The sequence below is a fragment of the Burkholderia sp. DN3021 genome, assembly GCF_049805555.1.
Lineage (GTDB): Bacteria > Pseudomonadota > Gammaproteobacteria > Burkholderiales > Burkholderiaceae > Burkholderia > Burkholderia pyrrocinia_C.
In genome coordinates this window covers 1-17,685 of the sequence record NZ_JBNCAB010000036.1, presented here as the reverse complement: position 1 = coordinate 17,685, position 17,685 = coordinate 1, and the positions used below count along the sequence as shown (strand labels likewise).

The 17,685-nt window shown below is 68.5% G+C and carries 20 protein-coding genes; 10 read left to right on the top strand and 10 right to left on the bottom strand.

Features of this window, described 5'->3' with window-relative positions; translation table 11 throughout:
- Positions 1-52: 52 nt before the first annotated feature.
- Positions 53-220 carry a hypothetical protein gene (locus ACPUER_RS18830; RefSeq protein WP_310131079.1) on the top strand — a complete coding sequence of 56 codons (168 nt, stop codon included), beginning with the start codon at positions 53-55 and terminating at the stop codon, positions 218-220.
- A gap of 113 nt (positions 221-333) precedes the next feature.
- Here the strand turns inward: ACPUER_RS18830 and ACPUER_RS18825 are convergent, their stop codons facing one another.
- Positions 334-1,383: an AraC family transcriptional regulator gene (locus ACPUER_RS18825; protein WP_425131850.1), complete on the bottom strand. Its 1,050-nt coding sequence runs from the start codon at positions 1,381-1,383 to the stop codon at positions 334-336.
- A 71-nt stretch (positions 1,384-1,454) separates the two neighbouring features.
- Between ACPUER_RS18825 and ACPUER_RS18820 the strand changes: the two genes are divergently transcribed.
- A complete protein-coding gene (locus ACPUER_RS18820; RefSeq protein ID WP_425131849.1) occupies positions 1,455-2,657 on the top strand; it encodes an MFS transporter in 1,203 nt (400 codons plus the stop codon).
- Positions 2,658-2,705: 48 nt separating this feature from the next.
- On the opposite strand, the gene ACPUER_RS18815 is transcribed toward ACPUER_RS18820, so the two are convergent.
- Positions 2,706-3,584 (bottom strand): aldo/keto reductase family oxidoreductase, encoded by an 879-nt coding sequence (locus tag ACPUER_RS18815; protein ID WP_425131848.1) that lies wholly within the window; start codon positions 3,582-3,584, stop codon positions 2,706-2,708.
- A gap of 104 nt (positions 3,585-3,688) precedes the next feature.
- On the opposite strand from ACPUER_RS18815, the gene ACPUER_RS18810 reads away from it, so the two are divergent.
- Positions 3,689-4,588: a LysR family transcriptional regulator gene (locus ACPUER_RS18810; RefSeq protein WP_425131847.1), complete on the top strand. Its 900-nt coding sequence runs from the start codon at positions 3,689-3,691 to the stop codon at positions 4,586-4,588.
- Positions 4,589-4,729: 141 nt separating this feature from the next.
- Here ACPUER_RS18810 and ACPUER_RS18805 read toward each other — a convergent pair whose 3' ends face one another.
- The gene (locus tag ACPUER_RS18805; protein WP_425131846.1) at positions 4,730-5,491 is read right to left on the bottom strand and encodes an isocitrate lyase/PEP mutase family protein; all 762 of its coding nucleotides are present in this window, start codon (positions 5,489-5,491) and stop codon (positions 4,730-4,732) included.
- The gene (locus tag ACPUER_RS18800) at positions 5,478-6,536 is read right to left on the bottom strand and encodes a saccharopine dehydrogenase family protein (RefSeq protein WP_425131845.1); all 1,059 of its coding nucleotides are present in this window, start codon (positions 6,534-6,536) and stop codon (positions 5,478-5,480) included. The genes ACPUER_RS18805 and ACPUER_RS18800 overlap by 14 nt, the downstream gene beginning before the upstream one ends.
- A 118-nt stretch (positions 6,537-6,654) precedes the next feature.
- Between ACPUER_RS18800 and ACPUER_RS18795 the strand changes: the two genes are divergently transcribed.
- Complete coding sequence (locus ACPUER_RS18795; RefSeq protein ID WP_425131844.1) at positions 6,655-7,248, top strand: TetR/AcrR family transcriptional regulator; 594 nt, start codon at positions 6,655-6,657, stop codon at positions 7,246-7,248.
- Positions 7,249-7,279: 31 nt separating this feature from the next.
- Here the strand turns inward: ACPUER_RS18795 and ACPUER_RS18790 are convergent, their stop codons facing one another.
- Complete coding sequence (locus tag ACPUER_RS18790; RefSeq protein ID WP_425131843.1) at positions 7,280-7,747, bottom strand: MarR family winged helix-turn-helix transcriptional regulator; 468 nt, start codon at positions 7,745-7,747, stop codon at positions 7,280-7,282.
- 81 nt (positions 7,748-7,828) lie between these two features.
- Between ACPUER_RS18790 and ACPUER_RS18785 the strand changes: the two genes are divergently transcribed.
- Complete coding sequence (locus tag ACPUER_RS18785; RefSeq protein WP_310131103.1) at positions 7,829-8,197, top strand: hypothetical protein; 369 nt, start codon at positions 7,829-7,831, stop codon at positions 8,195-8,197.
- Positions 8,198-8,286: 89 nt separating this feature from the next.
- Positions 8,287-8,904 (top strand): glutathione S-transferase family protein, encoded by a 618-nt coding sequence (locus tag ACPUER_RS18780; protein WP_425131842.1) that lies wholly within the window; start codon positions 8,287-8,289, stop codon positions 8,902-8,904.
- Positions 8,905-9,031: 127 nt separating this feature from the next.
- Here ACPUER_RS18780 and ACPUER_RS18775 read toward each other — a convergent pair whose 3' ends face one another.
- From ACPUER_RS18775 to ACPUER_RS18755, 5 genes are all read right to left on the bottom strand, one after another.
- Positions 9,032-9,754, bottom strand: coding sequence for an HAD family hydrolase (locus tag ACPUER_RS18775; RefSeq protein WP_425131841.1), 723 nt, complete (start codon positions 9,752-9,754; stop codon positions 9,032-9,034).
- Between the two features lie 29 nt (positions 9,755-9,783).
- Complete coding sequence (locus ACPUER_RS18770) at positions 9,784-10,755, bottom strand: ornithine cyclodeaminase family protein (RefSeq protein WP_425131840.1); 972 nt, start codon at positions 10,753-10,755, stop codon at positions 9,784-9,786.
- 110 nt (positions 10,756-10,865) lie between these two features.
- Positions 10,866-11,996, bottom strand: a complete 1,131-nt coding sequence (locus ACPUER_RS18765; protein WP_425131839.1) for a DSD1 family PLP-dependent enzyme — start codon at positions 11,994-11,996, stop codon at positions 10,866-10,868.
- A gap of 129 nt (positions 11,997-12,125) precedes the next feature.
- A complete protein-coding gene (locus ACPUER_RS18760; protein WP_072442210.1) occupies positions 12,126-13,085 on the bottom strand; it encodes a LysR substrate-binding domain-containing protein in 960 nt (319 codons plus the stop codon).
- A 163-nt stretch (positions 13,086-13,248) separates the two neighbouring features.
- Entirely contained in the window at positions 13,249-14,163 is a 915-nt protein-coding gene (locus ACPUER_RS18755) for an NAD(P)/FAD-dependent oxidoreductase (protein ID WP_425131838.1), read from the bottom strand.
- A 141-nt stretch (positions 14,164-14,304) separates the two neighbouring features.
- On the opposite strand from ACPUER_RS18755, the gene ACPUER_RS18750 reads away from it, so the two are divergent.
- The 4 genes from ACPUER_RS18750 to ACPUER_RS18735 form a co-directional block, all read left to right on the top strand.
- Entirely contained in the window at positions 14,305-14,745 is a 441-nt protein-coding gene (locus ACPUER_RS18750) for an Rrf2 family transcriptional regulator (protein ID WP_072442206.1), read from the top strand.
- 260 nt (positions 14,746-15,005) lie between these two features.
- On the top strand, positions 15,006-15,593 hold the full coding sequence (locus tag ACPUER_RS18745; protein WP_425131837.1) for a DUF2760 domain-containing protein: 588 nt from the start codon (positions 15,006-15,008) through the stop codon (positions 15,591-15,593).
- Positions 15,590-17,431, top strand: a complete 1,842-nt coding sequence (locus ACPUER_RS18740; RefSeq protein WP_425131836.1) for an Hsp70 family protein — start codon at positions 15,590-15,592, stop codon at positions 17,429-17,431. The genes ACPUER_RS18745 and ACPUER_RS18740 overlap by 4 nt, the downstream gene beginning before the upstream one ends.
- Before the next feature lie 5 nt (positions 17,432-17,436).
- A partial coding sequence (locus tag ACPUER_RS18735; protein ID WP_425131835.1) for a hypothetical protein occupies positions 17,437-17,685 on the top strand: 249 nt, incomplete at its 3' end.

Genomic DNA, 17,685 nt, shown 5'->3' with positions numbered 1-17,685 from the left:
GCAGCGACAGTGAGCGCGTCGCCGTCATCGGTCGACGCGCAGGAGGGACATCATGACGGAACGGGACTACGAGATCGCCGATCTCTCGAAGGAATTGCTGGGCCGGATCGTGCAGGGCACCGTCGCGAACGGCGCGGCCGTGGATGCGGAGCAGTGCGCGGCGCTCGCCGTGCAGTGCGCGACGGCGCTGGTCGACAAGCTCGAAGCGCTCAGCGGCTGAACGCGGAAAGGCGTCACACGCGGCGGCGCCTTGCGCGACGCCGGCGAGCGTGCGACTGCGGAGCGCAGTAACGCGTGGCGGCCGGGTCGGCGTCGCACGTCAAGCGTCAGGCATTACGCTTCGACGCGCGCCTCGCCGTCCGCACGCACGGCGCCCGGCGGCTTTCCGATCACACGCTTGAACGCGCGGCTGAACGCCGCCAGCGAACCGTAGCCGAGCCGGTACGCGACGGCTTCGATCGCCTCGCGGTCGCGCGCGATCCACTGCGCGGCGAGCCGCATCCGCAGCTCGGTCAGGTAGCGCACGGGCGTCATCCCGGTCGCCGCGAGAAAGCGTTCGGCGAACACCGAGCGCGACACGCCCGCTTCGGCGGCCAGCTCCGCGACGCTCCAGTTGCGGCCCGGGTCGCGATGCAGCGCGACGATCGCGCGGCCAAGCTTCGGCTCGCGCAGCGCCTGCACCCAGCCCGACGCGTCGCCGCATCCGCACTCGACCCAGCCGCGCACGATGAATGCCGCGACCACGTCCGCGAGCCGCGCGAGGATGCCCGCGAAGCCCGCGCGCGCCGAGCAGGATTCGCGCTCCATCGCGTCGAGCATCGGACGGATTTCCGGGTAGCGCGCGAGCAGCGTGCCGACGTGCATGAACTCGGGCATCGTGCCGACCAGCGGCTGCATGCCGCCGAGATCGAGCTCCATGCATGCGCTGAAGATCAGCGCATCGCCGGCGCCCGGCTCCGTCGTCGCGCAGGCCGCGGGCGACGTGCCGGCCGACGCCACCGACGCGACCGTATCGCAGATCTTCGCGACTTCGAAGCCGTTGATCTCGCGGCACGGCGCATCCGGATCGGACACCAGCGCATGCATGCGGCCGTGCGGCAGCAGGATCGCGTCGCCGGCCTCGAGCCGCATCGTTTCGCCTGACACATCGCGCAGCAGCACGGGCCCGCGCCCGACGAAATGGAACTGCGCGCGGCCCGGCGCCTGACCGAAATTCAGCCCGAACGGCCGCGCGACCTGGATGCGGCGGTACTGGACGCCGCTCAGGCGCATCCCCAGCAGCAACTCGCTGACGAGGTCGTGCACGTCGGGGACGGGGGGAAGCAGCGGCTCGGACATGGCGAGATTCGGACGATCGATCAACAAGAGCGGATTGTATGTCATAGACCGTCCTGCTGCCGTTCCTTACGATACGTCGTCATCAGTACTTTCCCTAGACGAAAACGGAACGACGCATGAATCCCGGAATTTCCCCGGTCGCCTCGACGGCGGCCACCCGCGAACCGGCCTGGGGCGCGGTATTCGCGATGGCGCTCGGCGTCTTCGGGCTCGTCACGGCCGAATTTCTTCCCGCCAGCCTGCTCACGCCGATGGCCGACAGCCTCGGCGTGACCGAAGGCGTGGCCGGGCAGGCCGTCACGGCCACCGCGACGGTCGCGCTCGTCACGAGCCTGCTGATCTCCGCGCTGACGCGCACGATCGACCGGCGGCGCGTGCTGCTCGCGTTCTCGGTGCTGCTCGTCGCATCGAATCTGGCGGTCGCGTTCGCGCCCAACCTGACGACGCTGCTGATCGGCCGCGTCGTGCTCGGTGTCGCGCTCGGCGGCTTCTGGACGATGGCGACGGCCACCGCGATGCGGCTCGTGCCGACGGCGATGGTGCCGCGCGCGCTGTCGATCATCTTCAGCGGCGTGGCGGTCGCGACGATCGCGTCCGCGCCGATGGGCAGCTATTTCGGTCACCTGATCGGCTGGCGCAACGTGTTCCTGATCGCGGCCGGGCTCGGCGGCGTCGCGTTCGTGTCGCAGGTGATGACGCTGCCGTCGATGCCGCCGAGCGGCACGACGCGGCTGCACACGTTGATCGACGTGCTGCGCCGGCCGACCGTCGGCCTCGGGATGTTCGCGACGATCCTCGTGTTCACTGGGCATTTCGCGTTCTTCACGTATCTGCGGCCGTTCCTCGAACAGGTCGCGGGCGTCGGCGTGAACGGGCTGTCGGCGATCCTGCTCGGCTACGGCATTGCGAACTTCGTCGGCACGTCGCTCGCGGGCCGCGTGCTCGAACACCGGCTGCGGCCGATGCTGATCGGGATGCCCGCGCTGATGGTCGTGCTCGGCATCGCGCTCGTCGTGCTCGGCCGCGCGCCGATGCTCGACGCGGTGCTCGTCGCGTTGTGGGGGATGGCGTTCGGCGGCGTGCCCGTCGCGTGGTCGACGTGGGTCACGCGCACCGTGCCCGACGAGGCCGAGAGCGCGGGCGGGCTGATCGTCGCGGCGATCCAGCTCGCGATCGCGACGGGCGCGGCGGTCGGCGGCGTCGTGTTCGATGCGAACGGCGCGGCCGGCGTGTTCGTCGGTGCGGCCGTCGTGCTGGCCGTCGCGGTCGCGACGATCGTGACCGGCGTGCCGAAGCGGGTGGGCGTGGTGGTGTCCTGACCTGCCGGGCGGCTCGCGCTTCGCGGCCCGCCGGCGGTCGTCCGTCCGTCAGGCAGCGCCGGTGTCCGCGATGCGGTCGAGTTCCGCGAGCGCATCGTCCGGCAGATCGAGATCGGCTGCCGCGAGATTCTCGCGCAGATGCGCGGCCGACGACGTGCCCGGGATCAGCAGGATGTTCGGCGCACGGCGCAGCAGCCACGCCAGCGCGACCTGCATCGGCGTCGCGCCGACGCGGGCCGCCACGCCGGACAGCGTCGACGACTGCAGCGGCGAGAAGCCGCCGAGCGGAAAGTACGGCACGTACGCGATGCCGTCGCGTGCCAGCGCGTCGATCAGCGCGTCGTCGCCGCGATGCGCGATGTTGTAGTGGTTCTGCACGCAGACGATGTCGCAGATCCGCCGGCCTTGCGCGACCTGCGCGGGCGTCACGTTGCTCAGGCCGACGTGGCGGACGAGCCCGCGCCGCTGCAGTTCGGCGAGTACGCTCAGCGGTGCCTCGATCGATCCTTCGGCCGGCCCGTGCGTGTCGAACATGATGCGCAGGTTGACGACGTCGAGCACATCGAGCCCGAGGTTGCGCAGGTTGTCGTGCACGGCCCGTTCGAGTTCGTCGGGTGCGAACGCGGGCAGCCACGATGCGTCGTCGCCGCGTCGCGCGCCGATCTTGGTGACGATCACGAGATCGTCGCGATAAGGATGCAACGCATCGCGGATCAGCCGGTTGGTCACGTGCGGACCGTAGAAGTCGCTGGTGTCGATATGGTCGACGCCGGACGCGACGGCCTCGCGCAAGACGTTCAATGCCGCGTCGCGGTCCTTCGGCGGGCCGAATACGCCGGGCCCCGCGAGCTGCATCGCGCCGTAGCCGATTCGTTTGACGTGGCGATCGCCGAGCCTGAAGGCGGCGGTGTGCCGAATGTCGGACATGATTGTGCTCCTGTGGATCTGTCGATGAATGCGCCCAGCATAGGCATTGGTCGCGTGCGCGATAAGCCGTCATAATCCGCACGGGTTGTACGAAAAGGCGAACAATGCAAACCGATCTGGGCGATCTGAATGCGTTCATGGCCGTGGCGCGCGCCGGCGGATTCCGCGACGCCGCACGCATGACGGGCCTCAGCGCGTCGGGGCTGAGCGAGGCCGTGCGCCGGCTGGAGGCGCAGCTTGGCGTGCGGCTGCTGCACCGCACGACGCGCAGCGTCGTGCCCACCGAAGCCGGCGAGCGCCTGCTCGCGCGTCTCGGGCCCGCATTGACCGAAGTGGCGGCGGCGCTCGACGGTATCGGCGAATTCCGGGACAGACCGGCCGGCACGCTGAAGCTCAACGTGCCGCTCAGCGCGGCCCGGCTCGTGCTGCCCGCGATCGTGCCGCGCTTCCTCGATGCGTACCCGGAAATACGGCTGGAAGTGATCGCCGACGAAAGTTTCGTCGACGTGCTGGCGGCCGGCTGCGACGCGGGCATCCGCTACGACGAACGGCTCGAACAGGACATGATCGCGGTGCCGATCGGCCCGCGCATTCAGCGGTTTGCGACCGCGGCCGCCCCCGGCTATCTCGACCGTCACGGCCGGCCGCGGCATCCGCGCGAATTGCTCGACCATCGTTGCCTGCGCGGACGCTTCGCGAGCGGCGCGATGCCGCCGTGGGAGTTCGAGCGCGACGGCGAGGTCGTGCGGGTCGAGCCGGCCCCCGGGCCGCTGCTGGTGCAGATCGGCGGTGCGACGGACCTGCTGGTCGATGCGGCGATCGCCGGCACGGGCATCGTGCATCTCTTCGAAGAGTGGCTGCGCCCGCAATTCGACAGCGGCGCACTCGAACGCGTGCTCGAACCGTGGTGGCGGCCGTTTTCGGGGCCCTTCCTCTATTACCCCGGGCGCCGTCTCGTGCCGCCGGCACTGCGCGCGTTCATCGATTTCATCAAGGCATCCTGAGCGTTGCGGGCCGGCGTGATGTCTGCCGGGCGACGAGCGTCGCCGGAATGGCGGCGCGATACCGGAAGCGTAGGGACGGTCGGGCCGTGCGCCGATTACATCGGATGTAATCGTTCGACGCCCGGCCGTCCCGTGAATCCGCTAGCCGCCTTGCTTGACCATCGCCGCAAGCGCTTTCATCGCCTGCAGATACGGATACGGTCCGTGGCTGATGCGGGCCACGCCGTAATCCGCGAGGTCGGCGAGCGTCGGCGTTTCCGCGACGCGCATCACGTTCACCGGCAGCGGCGATGCGGCCGTCAGCGCGCGAATGAGCGCAGGCGACCGAAGGCCCGGCACGAAGAGACCGTCGGCGCCGGCCGCCGCATAAGCGCGTGCGCGCGTCAGCGTGGCGTCGAGCAGGCGTTCGTCGTGCGTGTCGGCCGGCGCCTTGAAGAACACGTCGGTGCGCGCATTGATGAAGTAGTCGGCGCCCGCGCGATCGGCCGCCTGCCGTGCCGCCGCGAGACGCGCTGCCGCTTCTTCGACGTCGCGCAATTCGCCCGTCGCCGGGAAACTGTCTTCGAGATTGCAGCCGACCGCGCCGGCCTCGATGCTGAGCGCGATCGTCTCGGCGACATCCTCGGGCCGCTCGCCGTACCCGCTTTCGAGATCGACGGTGACGGGCAGGTCCGTCGCACGCGCGATCCGCTCGAGCACTTCCATCATGAGCGCGCGCGGCATCTGCTCGCCATCGCCGAAACCATTGGCCGCGGCTACCGACCAGCTTCCGGTCGCCAGCGCGACGGCGCCCGCGTCGGCCGCAGTGCGCGCGCTGCCGGCGTCCCACACGTTGAACAGCGCCAGCGGCTGGCCCGCGCGGTGAAGCGACCGGAAATACGCGCCTTTCTCATTGCTCGTCATGCTTGTCTCTCCTTGTGAAAACCGGATCGGTGGTCGTGCCGAACGATACTGCCACCGTATCGAGCGCCGCAAGGAAATCACGCGCATCGAACAATTCGCCGAGGCTGCGCACGCCGCCTGAAACCGCGGCCTTGCCCGTCGTCAAGCGCACGGCCGCCTCGACGATGATCGGCGCGCTGACCGCGTAGATGTCGCGTCCCGACGCCGTCACGCGATGCGTCGTGCCACCCTGCACGACGATCGCGTCCATCGCGAACTGCTGCGCCGAGCGGCCCAGCGCATCGGTCGGCTCGGGTGGCGGCGTGGCGGCATCGCGCACGTCGCGCAGCGCGAGCGTCGCGAGCCACGATTCGATCGTATCGATGCGCAGATGGCGCGACAGTGTCATCACTTCCGAAAACGGCAGCAGCGTCACGTCGACGCTGCCGATCGGCGCCGGGAACGGCCACACGCGTTCGCGTGCCGTCGACGGCACCGGCGTCGGCGTGCCGTCCTTCTGGACGAGCCGCACCGCGCGATTGCGTTCGCCCGTCACGCGCGTGCCGCGCGTCGGGTGCCAGCTGTCGAGGCCGGTCGCGATATCGACGCGATCGATCGGCTTGCGTTGGTCGACGACGGCCGTGACGAGCAGGTCGGCCAGGCCGCCGTAGAACGCCGCGGCGGGAACGACGGTCACGCCTGCCGCGCGCGCACGGGCATCGACCTGTTCGGCCAGCGCCAGCACCGACGGCTGTTCGGCGGTCAGGTCGAGATAGGGGATGCCGGCCCGCAGCGCGGCATCGGCCAGCGGCAGCGCGGTATCGAGGTACGGGCCCGCGCAGTTGATCACCGCATCCGCGCCGCGCAACGCGGCATCGAGCGCGGCCGGATCGTCGATCGCCGCGACGCGCGAACGTGCGGCGTCGCTTGTGCCGCCTTCCGCGAGCCGCGCGGCATCGCGGCCGATGCGGATCGCGCCAACACCGCGCCGTGCCAGTTCGGCGACGACGAACCGCCCGGTATGACCCGTGGCGCCATAGACCGCAACCGTTTTTCGATCGTCCATGATCAACTCCGCTACAGAACGGTCTGTTTTATAGTACAGACCTGTAGCGTCGTCAACTCCGCGATGCTATGATCGGTTCACTGTTGCGGTACGGGCGGCCCTCGGCGGCCGGGCTTGGATGAAAAAGGGAACGGACACACACGGGGGCGCGCTCGATACACGCGAGCGCATTCTGCAAACGGCCAGCGAGCTGTTCTACCGGGAAGGCACGCGCGCGGTCGGCGTGGACCTGATCGTCGCGCAGGCGGGCGTCGCGAAGACGAGTCTCTATCGCCACTTCACGACGAAGGACGATCTGATCGAGGCGTTCCTGCTGCGCGAGGACGCGGATTTCTGGGCGCATTGGGATGCGGTGGCGCAGCAGTACAAGCGCACGCCGCGCGAGGAACTGGATGCGCAGCTTCGATGGATCGGCGAGCGCATTGCGCGCCCCGGCTATCGAGGCTGTCCGCAGATCAACATCGCCGCCGAATATGCGGACGACAACCATCCGGCCCGCAAGGTCGCCGTCGCGCACAAGCAGGAACTGCGGCGCCGGTTGACGGAGCTGGCGAGCGCGATGCGGATCGACGAACCGGAAATTTTCGCGCTGCGGCTCGCGACCGTCATCGACGGTGCGCTGAGCAGCGGGCGTGCGCTGCACGAGCGCGGCCCCGTGCATTTCCTGCAGGAATTCGCGCAACTGCTGCTGCCGAAGAAGGGCAGGAAGTAACGCGGCACACGGCCGCGATCCGCGCGCCGGTTCAGCCGCGCGCAGCCGGATCCTCCGACAGCGCGCGCAACTGGCCGCGCAACAGATCGACTTCTCCCGGCACGAATTGCCGTTCGATGTCGGCATGCGTTTGTTGCCACAGCGGAAACGCTTCGGCCAATAGATCGTGGCCGGCCTGCGTCAGTTCGAGCAGGCGGCTGCGCCCGTCGTCCGGATCCTGCGCGATCGTGACGAGCCCGCGCCGCTCGAGCGGCTTGAGCGCGGCGGTCAGCGTGGTGCGGTCCATCGCGAGCAGCGACGCGACCGATTTCATCGGGGCCGGCTGCGGCCGGTTCAGCGACATCAGCAGCGAAAACTGGCCGTTGGTCAGATCCAGCGGGCGCAGCACGTCGTCGAAGATCCGCGCAAGATTGCGCGCCGCGCGCTGCATGTGCAGGCACAGGCAGCAATCGCGCACCATCAGCGTCGTTTCGAAGGGAAGCTTTTCTTTTCGTGCCATGTTGCAATTGTGTTGATATCAACCTATCTTGTCAAGGTCGAGGCGCGGCAGCCCGCCGCGCCCGTCACCGGAGGAGAAAGCATGAGTGCTCAACAGCAGTTGTATCTCGCCGTATTCCTCGGCAGCAAGGACAGCCCGCAGATGAAGGCGTGGGTCGCGCTTTCGGACCAGGAGCGGCGCGCGAAAGAGCAGGAAGGCATCGCCGCATGGAAGGCATGGGTCGAACGCCATCGCGATGCGATCGTCGAGCTGGGCGGGCCGCTCGGCAAGACCAAGACCATCGATGCGGGCGGCATCAAGGACACGGCCAACGCGCTGAGCGGCTTCACCGTCGTGCGGGCGGCTTCGCACGATGCGGCGGCCGCGATGTTCGAAGGCCATCCGCATTTCACGATTTTCCCGGGCGAGACGATCGACGTGATGCCGGTGCTGGCGATTCCCGGCGCGTGAACGATGCCGGCGCGCTGCGCATCGCGTTGCGTCGATGTGCCGTGGCCGGCATGCGGAGATTTCCCCGACATTCTGGATGGAGACTGGCGATGAAGCTTTACGGATTTGCCGGCACCCGCACGCAACGCGCGCTGTGGGGGCTGAAGGAACTGGATGCGGATTTCGAGTTCGTGTCGGTCAACCTGCTTACGGGCGAGCACAAGCAGCCCGAATTCGTGCGCCTCAATCCGGCCGGCAAGGTGCCGGTGCTGGTGGACGGCGATCTCGTGATTCCCGAGTCGGCCGCGATCGTGCTGTATCTCGCGGACAAGTACCCGGAGAAGGCGCTGCTGCCGGTCGATTCGGCGCTGCGTGCCCAGGCCTATCGGTGGGTCATGTTCGCGGTGACGGAGCTCGAGCAGCCGCTGTGGCGGATCACGCGGCATTCGTTCATCTATCCGCCGGAGAAGCGTTCGCCGGCCGACATCGAACTGGCGCGCGAGGATTTCGCGACGATGGCCGCGATCCTCGACAAGCACCTCGAAGGGCGCGAGTTCATCGTCGGCGATACGTTGACGGTGGCCGATTGCGTGACGGCCTACCTGATCGACTGGGCCAGCGAATGCAACCTGATCGAACCGTTTCCGCAACTGCGGGCGTATCTCGAACGCCTTTACTCGCGGCCGAAGGCGCCGCAGCGCATTGCGGAGGCGCGCAAGGCGGCGTGACGGGATGGTGGTCGGTCATGCGCTGGATTGGCATGGCCGACCGTGATGTTTGCGCAACGGACAACCGGTGGTCAGCCGCGTTTCACAGCGGTGCAGCACGCAGCGTGAGCGCGGCGCGCGCATGCGGTCACGACAGGTTGTCGGGCCCGCCGAGCGCGCGACACAGCATCGACAGGTTGCGGAGGGTGAGGTGCGGCGTCGCGACATGCTGCGGATCGTGCTCCACTTCCGGCTGATGGTCGCGCACCACCCATGCCGCCTGAAGCCCCGCATTCAATGCACCGACGATATCGAGGTGGAAGTCGTCCCCGACGTGCAGTAATTCCGCCGGCCGCACGTCGAGTGCCTTCGCTGCCGCATGGAATATTTCGGGTTCCGGCTTCGCGATCCCGAACGCACGCGCGCTGAGCGTTTCCCGAAAGAATTCGCCGCCGCCGGTCAGCCGGAGATCCGCGTTGCCGTTCGTTACCGCGATCAACGGAAACCGCGCGCTCAGCCATGCCAGCGCCGGCAACGCGTCCTCATAGAATTCGACGTTGTTCCGAGCGGCATAGAAAACGTCGTAGGCGCGCTCGGTCAGCGCGACATCTTCGTTCGCGCGCTCCAGCGCAAGCCGGATCGAGCCGATTCGCAACGCGCGATAGTCGCTGACGAGGTCCGGGCACAAACGTTCGTATTCCTCACGTAGCTCGCTCAGCGTCTGTTGCGTGGGCAGCACGCTCGCGGTATCGGGAGCGTGCTCGATCAGCCATGCGCGAAGCGCCGCTTCGGCCCGTTCGACGGCAGGTCCGAACGGCCACAGGGTGTCGTCCAGGTCGAACGAGAGGGCGGATACGTCAGGCAGGCGCATGGCGGATGACGGTGCGGGGTGGAGGGCGTTCACCACGGCCATGGTACTGAGGTTCCCGTGCCGTTTTCAAGGGCCTGCTCAAACAGGAAACGCGCAACGGTCAGATCCTGGAGCGCGAGCCCTGTCATGTCGAATACGGTGACGTCGCTCGGCGAGCGGTCGATCGACACCGTTCCGGCGAGCAGGTCGCCGATTTCGGTGCGCGGCAGATCCGGCGCCCACTGGCACTCGCCGATGCTGCGCGCCTGATCGTGGTCATCGACGAAAATGCGCGCACGTTCCAGCACGCCTGCCGGAAGTTCGCGCTTGCCCGCGGTGTCGGCGCCCACACAGGTCAGGTGGGTACCCGGCTGAACCGCATCCGCATCGAACAACGCACCGCCGCCCGGCGTTGCCGTGATGACCACATCGCTATCGGCCACCGCGTCGTTCCGGTCGCGAGCGACGCGGATTTCGCATCGTTCATGGAAGGCCGATTCGAACACCGGGTCCGGCTCGCCGCTGCGGTTCACGTACCGCACCGCGCAACGTTGCGGCAGCAGCCTGAGTGCGTATTCGAGCTGGACGCGCGCCTGCACGCCCGTGCCGAACACGCAGATCCGCGCGCTGTCGCGGCGGGCCAGCAGTTGCAGCCCGAGGCCGCCGGCGGCACCGGTCCGCGCGGTGGTGATCGCGTTGCCGTCCATGATGCAGACGGGGCGGCCCGTGGCCGGATCGAACAGCGCAACGGTTGCCTGATGCGGCTCGCCGCCGCGGCTCCGGTTGCCGGGCCAGAATCCGGCCGCCTTGAACCCGAGAAGATCCTGGCTCGCGACGTCGCCGGACTTGATGCCGAATACGCCGCCGGTGTGCAGCTTCTCGCGGACCACCGGGAACACGCGTCCTGCCCTTTGGCTGTGCAGCACGAAGGCTTCCCGCACCGCGGCCATCACTTGTTCGGCCTGAAGGGCGGGTTCGACGGCATCGCGGTCGAGAAGAAGGAGTCGGGCGTCTGTCGGCATGTCAGGTCTGGCTTTCCGGCCCAGGGCGAATCGGGAAGGTTTAAAGTGTGTCCATATTTAGACAAATAGTCAAATCCTGGGCCGGACAGGGCGTGGAGGCCACGCTCCGCTCACCACCCGTAGAAGCGCGGCCACGTGTGTACGACCCCGTCTTCGCCGATGGCCTGATATTCGGGATGTTGCGCGCCGGTGGCGCACGCGTGATTCGGCAGGATGCGCAGGCGCGTGCCGATCGGAAACCGCTGCGCGACGCCTGTGTCGGGCGAGCCGATACGCGACACGATGCCGTGCTCCTGGTTCGCTGCGCTCACGACGTAGTCGCCGAGCACTTCGCCGTTTTCGGTGCAGACCTGCCCGTAGCCGAAATCGCGGGCCTGACGCTGCGTGCCGCGGTCGCGGCTCATCGCCATCCAGCCCGCGTCGACGATCGCCCAGCCTTTCTCTTCCTGGTGGCCGATGACGGTGGTCAGCACCGACAGCGCGATGTCGGACAGCTCGCACACGCCGATGTTGTGCATCACGAGGTCGAACAGCACATACACGCCGGCGCGGACCTCGGTGATGCCGTCGAGGTTGTCCGCCGACAGGGCGGTGGGCGTCGAACCGATACTGACGACCGGGCAGGGCAACCCGGCGGCCCTGAGGCGCTGCGCGGCCCGCACGGTGCGGCTGCGCTCCTGTTCGGCGATCGCCGCCAGCGCTTCGCGCGTATCGTACTCGTAGCTGGAGCCCGCGTGGGCCAGCACCCCGCCGAGCGCCATTCCGCCGTCGACCAGTGCGCGGCCGACGTCGATCAGCAGGTCGTCCTCGGGCGGGACGCCCGAGCGATGGCCGTCGACGTCAATCTCGATCCAGACCTCGAAGCGCTCGCCATGCTCCCGCCCGAATTCGGCGATTGCGTGTGCGGCCTGCAGGCTGTCGGCGACGATCTTCAGGTCGCAGCCTTGCCGGCGCAGCGCAAGCGCCTGGCCCAGCTTCGCGGGCACCATGCCGACCGCATAGACGATGTCCCGGACGCCGCCGGCGAAGAACTGCTCGGCTTCCTTGAGCGTCGACACCGTGATGCCCTGCGCGCCCGCCGCGATTTGCGCATCGACGACTTGCCGGCATTTGGTGGTCTTGACGTGCGGCCGGAACCTGACGCCGAGTGCGTCCAGATGTGCCTGCATGCGGTCGATGTTGCGACGCATGCGGCCGACATCGATCAAGGCGGCCGGGGTGTTGAGGGTTTGAATGTCCACGATGCGTTGGGTTGCGATGTTGTCGACAGCGAACACAGTAGGGCAGCCGGCGGACACCGTGTTTAACGCATGGCTAATCCACCATTAAGCGCGATTTAATCGATTGAATCGCGCGGGCCGCGGTGCGCCTCATGCCTTGCCGCGCCACGGTGGCGGATCGAGAAACTGCCGTGCCGCTTCGAGAAAAACGCGTTGGCGCGCGGACCGACCCGTGCGCGACGGCAACAACGCTGTGACAGGCGCGGGCGGCAGGCTCCAGTCGGGCAGCAGCCGGACGAGCTTGCCGCTCGCCAGCAGCGGGGCGACGTCCCATTCCGAGCGCTCCACGATCCCGAGCCCGGCCAAGGCCCAATCGGTGATGACGGTGCCGTCGTTGGAGGACAGCGCGCCCGTGACGCGGATCACGGTTGACCGTCCGGACTCGCGTTGACCGTCGCCGCTTGGCGAGAAGCGCCATCGCGGAATGTCCTCGTCGTTCTCGCGCAGGCACAGGCAGTCGTATCGGGCGAGGTCGGACGGATGATTCAATTCCTTGATGCGACGCGCGTAGCCGGGGCTTGCACACAGGAAACGCTCGTTGGGCGCGAGCGGATAGCCGATCCACGACGACGACTTGAGGCTGCCGACGTGCACGACCACGTCGGCAGCCGACGCGCTCGTCAACGGGCTCTCCGACAGATGGAGCGAAATTTCGAGCTTCGGATGCGCGCGTTGCACGTCACGCACGATCCGCGCGACGTACTTGCGCCCGAAGCCGAACGGGGCGACGACGCGCAGCGTGCCTTGCACGTCGCCGTGATCGCCCGAGATGCTGACCGGCAGCGCCTCCACGCGCTCGAGAATATCGACGGCTTCCTGGTACAGCCGTTGCCCTTCGTCGGTCAACGCGATCCCTTTCGACTGCCGCACGGCGAGCCGTGCGCTCAATCGCGCCTCCATCCGCTGCAGGCGTATCGTGACCGCGGGCGGCGTGAGGTCGAGCAGGCGCGCGGCAGCGGCCAATGAGCGCGACGCGCCGATCGCGCGCACGAGTCGAAGGTCGTCGAGATCGAGCATTTCATGTCTCTTAATGCTGGTGTTGCCGAGCATTAAACCGCACATCACGCCGCGAATCCATCGATGCGGCTGCGGATCGCGGCAAATGCGTGCGATGACCGACCGTGTGCGAGCACGTGCCAGGCTCGACAGGTTGACCTTCGTCACGCGGCGAAAGCGCCGCGCGTCGCGTCACACCCGGCTGCACGCATTCCCGTCAAGCGTGCAGCCCGAAAATCAACGACCGGTGCGCACCAACTCCTGCCGCCACCCCCGACGCAGACGCGAACGTCGCGTTGGTCATCAGGCTCGACGCGTCGCCGGCCGCATACACGCCGGCGACGCTCGTCTGCTTCCACGTGTCGACGCGAATCGCGGAGCCAAGCGGCCCTTCGTCGAATGCACACCCGAGCTGCTCCGCGAGATCGCTCGCCATTACCGTGCGCACGCCGACGAACAGCGCATCGATCGGCACGACCTGCCCGTCGGCGAGCCGCAGCGCTTCGATACGCGGCGCATCGCCAAGAATTTCAACAACCGGCGACCGCTCGATGCGCACGCCGCGAGCGTCGAGCAACGCGGCTTCTTCCTTATTCGCTTCGACCACGCCCTGCGTGAACCACGTCGTCGGGCCCCAGTCCGGAATCAGGATTGCCTGGTGCACGGAAAGCGGATGCGTGGCGAGCACGCCGAGCCGTTGGCCACTCACCTCGTACCCATGGCAATACGGACAATGCAGCACGCTGATGCCCCAGCGTTCCGCGAGCCCCGGCAGCGCCGGCAGTTCATCGTGGATGCCGGTCGCGAGAATCAGCCGGTCGGCGCTCGCGCGGCGGCCGTCCGACAGCGTCACGTGGAAGCGGCCGTCGGCATCGCGCTCGGCCGTGCGCACTTCGCCGTCGATCCGCTGCACGGTCGGATACGCATCCAGTTGCGCGACGGCTTCGGCAACGATCTGCGCGGGCGGCTTGCCGTCCTGCCCGAAAAAGCCGTGCGCGTGCTCGGCAAAGCGGTTGCGCGGCCGGCCGGCGTCGATCACGAGCACGCGGCGTCGTGCGCGCGCCAGCTGCATCGCGGCCGACAGCCCCGCAAAGCTGCCGCCGACCACGATCACTTCATGATGGTTATGCATGCATCCGCTCCTTTCCTGAACCTGCGTGAATGACGGACGTGTCCCGATGGCGGTCAACTCATGAAACACGTGAAGTTGCATGATAGGGCGATGGTATCATTCATGCAACTTCAGAAGTTTCGAGAGAGTGGAGCACCGCCCGTGAGAACCGACAGCCGTTTGTCGCGCATGCTGCATGCGCTGATCCACATGGACCAGGCCGACGGCCCGCTGACGTCGGAGGCGATCGCGACGATGCTGGCCACGAATCCGGTCGTCGTGCGGCGCCTGCTCGGCGGCTTGCGCGATTGCGGCTACGTGCAGTCGGAGAAAGGGCACGGCGGCGGCTGGGTGCTGAGCGTCGCGCTCGACGACATCACGCTGCTCGACGTCTATCGCGCGGTGGGCGAGCCGCCGCTGTTTTCCGATCTGGTGCCGGAGGACGAGCCCGAATGCCTGGTCGAACAGGCCGTCAACGCGCATCTGTCGGCGACGCTTAAGGACGCCGAAGCGTCGCTGCTGGCGCGCTTCGGCGAAGTCACGCTTGGCATGCTGTCGCGCGATTTCGAAGCGAAGGCTGCGCTGCGGGGCTACACGCGCTGACGCGCCGCAGCATCACGATCGATCGCGCCTGACGTGCAATCCGGCGCGATCCGGCGCGGCCCAAACCGTCGCGCCGCAATGTTCTGTCCCCCAACTTCTGCCCGGTTCGCCCGCCACAGGGCAAAATACGGGTTTTCCGCACCCGCGAGGGCGCGTCCGAATCACGCGCCGGGGGGGGGCTGTGCGAATTGCCCACCCCGCCCCCGGGCGCCCAGGCAAGATTGCTCGCCGTGTCGCGAGCCCACAGGAGTCCAGACCCCATGCCCGAATCCAACCTGTCCTTCTTCGGCCGGCTGTCGCTTGCCGTCGGCACGTTCTTCTCCGTGCTCGGCAACCGCGAGTTCGCGGCCGGCGTGCTGCGCGTGCGCGACGGCGCCCCGGCACCGGTCGCGCCGGCACCCGCGGCCGCACCGACCCCGGCCCCCGCACCTGCGCCCGTGAAGGCCCCGGCGCCCGAGCTGCGCGAAGCGAGCCCGCAGGCCGCGCTGCAACTGCTCGGCCTGCTGCAGCGCGATGCGCGCTTCATCGACTTCGTCGAGGAAGACATCGCCGGCTACGCGGACGCCGACATCGGCGCGGCTGCGCGTCTCGTGCACGACGGCTGCCGTGCCGCGCTGCGCGAACACTTCACGATCGTGCCGGTGCGCGACGAAGCCGAAGGCAGCCGCGTGACGCTGCCGGCCGGCTTCGACGCGACGGCCGTACGCGTGACCGGCAACGTGGTCGGCTCGGCGCCGTTCACGGGCACCGTCAGCCATCGCGGCTGGCGCGTGTCCGACGTGCGCCTGCCGAAGCTGACGGGCAGCCACGACGCATCGGTGGTCGCACCGGCGGAGGTGGAACTGTGAGCGATCCGCGCTATTCGATCGGTATCGACCTCGGTACGACCCACTGCGCGCTGTCGTATGTCGACAGCGCCGCAAGCGACGGCGAAACAATCACGCAGCAGGTGCTGCCGATCGCGCAGCTCACCGCGCCCGGCGCGCTGGAATCGCGCGACCTGCTGCCGTCGTTCCTCTATCTGCCGCATGAAAGCGAACTGACGCAGGGCGACCTGACGCTGCCGTGGACGACTTCGCGCGGCTTCGCGGTCGGCGAGATGGCGCGCACGCGCGGCGCCGGCACGCCGATCCGCCTCGTGTCGAGCGCGAAGAGCTGGCTGTGCCACCCGGGCGTCGACCGCCGCGCGGCGATCCTGCCGAGCGATGCGCCGCCCGAAGTGTCGCGCGTGTCGCCGCTGGAAAGCTCGATCCGCTACCTGACGCACCTGCGCGAAGCGTGGGACCACGCGCATCCCGACGCGCCGTTCGCCGACCAGGACGTGACCGTGACGATCCCCGCATCGTTCGACCCGGCCGCGCGCGAACTGACGGCCGAGGCCGCACTTGCCGCCGGCTACACGCGGATGACGCTGCTCGAGGAGCCGCAGGCCGCGCTGTACAGCTGGATCCAGAAGAGCGAAGGGGGCTGGCGCAAGCAGGTGCAGGTCGGCGACCTGATCCTGTGCGTCGACGTCGGCGGCGGCACGACCGACCTGTCGCTGATCGCGGTGGTCGAGCGCGACGGCAATCTCGAACTGCATCGCGTGGCGGTCGGCGAGCACATCCTGCTCGGCGGCGACAACATGGACCTCGCGCTCGCGCACGTGGTCGCGCGCAAGCTCGCGCAGCAGGGCACGCAGGCCGATCCGTGGCAACTGCGCGCGCTCACCTACGCATGCCGCGCCGCGAAGGAAACGCTGCTGTCCGACCCGACGACCGACGCGGTGCCGCTCGTCGTGCCGAGCCGCGGCTCGAAGCTGATCGGCGGTTCGATCCGCACGGAGCTCACGCGCGCGGAACTCACGCAGACGATCCTCGAAGGCTTCTTCCCGCAGGTCGATGCGGCCGCGCGCCCGGTGAGCCGCGCGCGCGTCGGCCTGACGCAACTCGGCCTGCCGTATGCGCAGGACGCGGGCATCACGCGCCATCTCGCGGCGTTCCTCGGCCGCCAGGTCGCGGCGCTCGACACGCTCGAAGGCGTGCAGCGTACGCTGCCGCAGGGCGCGACGTTCCTGCATCCGACGGCCGTGCTGTTCAACGGCGGCGTGTTCAAGTCGGCGCTGCTCACGCAGCGCGTGCTCGATACGCTCAACAGCTGGCTGGCCGCCGAAGGCGCGCCGCCCGCGCGCCTGCTCGAAGGCGCCGATCTCGATCTCGCGGTCGCGCGCGGCGCGGCTTATTACGGCTACGTGAAGCGCGGCCGTGGCGTGCGCATTCGCGGCGGCACGGCGCGTGCGTACTACGTCGCGATCGAATCGGCGATGCCCGCGGTGCCGGGGCTCGAACCGCCGGTGCAGGCGCTGTGCGTCGCGCCGTTCGGGATGGAGGAAGGCTCGGACGCGGCGCTGCCGCCGCAGGAGTTCGGCCTCGTCGTCGGCGAACCGGTGCAGTTCCGCTTCTTCGGCTCGTCGGTGCGCCGCCAGGACCAAGTCGGCACGCTGCTCGACTACTGGTCGCCGGAAGAACTTCAGGAGCTCGAGGAAATCCAGGCGACGCTGCCCGCGGAAGGGCGCACGGTCGGCGAGATCGTGCCCGTGAAGCTGCACGCGCGCGTGACCGAAGCCGGCACGCTCGAACTCGAGGCGATCCCGAGCGGCACGAACGAGCGCTGGAAGGTCGAGTTCGACGTGCGCGGCGCCGCCTGAGCACGATGAAGCGCTATACGGTCGGCATCGACCTCGGCACGAGCAATACGGTCGTCGCATACGTCGAGGCCGGCTCCGACGCGATCCGCGTGTTCGACGTCGAGCAGCTGGTCGGCCCCGGCGCGGTGGCCGCGCAGCCGCTGCTGCCGTCGGTGCGCTATCACCCGGCGGCCGGTGAGCTCGCGGCGGACGCGTTGAGGTTGCCGTGGCAGCCGTCCGGGGCGCGCGACGCGGCCTCCCGTTCGGGCGGCGGC

Excerpts from the sequence above, each read along its gene's own strand:
- ACPUER_RS18830 (WP_310131079.1), top strand. The coding sequence starts at position 53 with ATGACGGAACGGGACTACGAGATCGCCGATCTCTCGAAGGAATTGCTG.
- ACPUER_RS18825 (WP_425131850.1), bottom strand. The coding sequence starts at position 1,383 with ATGACATACAATCCGCTCTTGTTGATCGATCGTCCGAATCTCGCCATG.
- ACPUER_RS18820 (WP_425131849.1), top strand. The coding sequence starts at position 1,455 with ATGAATCCCGGAATTTCCCCGGTCGCCTCGACGGCGGCCACCCGCGAA.
- ACPUER_RS18815 (WP_425131848.1), bottom strand. The coding sequence starts at position 3,584 with ATGTCCGACATTCGGCACACCGCCGCCTTCAGGCTCGGCGATCGCCAC.
- ACPUER_RS18810 (WP_425131847.1), top strand. The coding sequence starts at position 3,689 with ATGCAAACCGATCTGGGCGATCTGAATGCGTTCATGGCCGTGGCGCGC.
- ACPUER_RS18805 (WP_425131846.1), bottom strand. The coding sequence starts at position 5,491 with ATGACGAGCAATGAGAAAGGCGCGTATTTCCGGTCGCTTCACCGCGCG.
- ACPUER_RS18800 (WP_425131845.1), bottom strand. The coding sequence starts at position 6,536 with ATGGACGATCGAAAAACGGTTGCGGTCTATGGCGCCACGGGTCATACC.
- ACPUER_RS18795 (WP_425131844.1), top strand. The coding sequence starts at position 6,655 with ATGAAAAAGGGAACGGACACACACGGGGGCGCGCTCGATACACGCGAG.
- ACPUER_RS18790 (WP_425131843.1), bottom strand. The coding sequence starts at position 7,747 with ATGGCACGAAAAGAAAAGCTTCCCTTCGAAACGACGCTGATGGTGCGC.
- ACPUER_RS18785 (WP_310131103.1), top strand. The coding sequence starts at position 7,829 with ATGAGTGCTCAACAGCAGTTGTATCTCGCCGTATTCCTCGGCAGCAAG.
- ACPUER_RS18780 (WP_425131842.1), top strand. The coding sequence starts at position 8,287 with ATGAAGCTTTACGGATTTGCCGGCACCCGCACGCAACGCGCGCTGTGG.
- ACPUER_RS18775 (WP_425131841.1), bottom strand. The coding sequence starts at position 9,754 with ATGCGCCTGCCTGACGTATCCGCCCTCTCGTTCGACCTGGACGACACC.
- ACPUER_RS18770 (WP_425131840.1), bottom strand. The coding sequence starts at position 10,755 with ATGCCGACAGACGCCCGACTCCTTCTTCTCGACCGCGATGCCGTCGAA.
- ACPUER_RS18760 (WP_072442210.1), bottom strand. The coding sequence starts at position 13,085 with ATGCTCGGCAACACCAGCATTAAGAGACATGAAATGCTCGATCTCGAC.
- ACPUER_RS18755 (WP_425131838.1), bottom strand. The coding sequence starts at position 14,163 with ATGCATAACCATCATGAAGTGATCGTGGTCGGCGGCAGCTTTGCGGGG.
- ACPUER_RS18745 (WP_425131837.1), top strand. The coding sequence starts at position 15,006 with ATGCCCGAATCCAACCTGTCCTTCTTCGGCCGGCTGTCGCTTGCCGTC.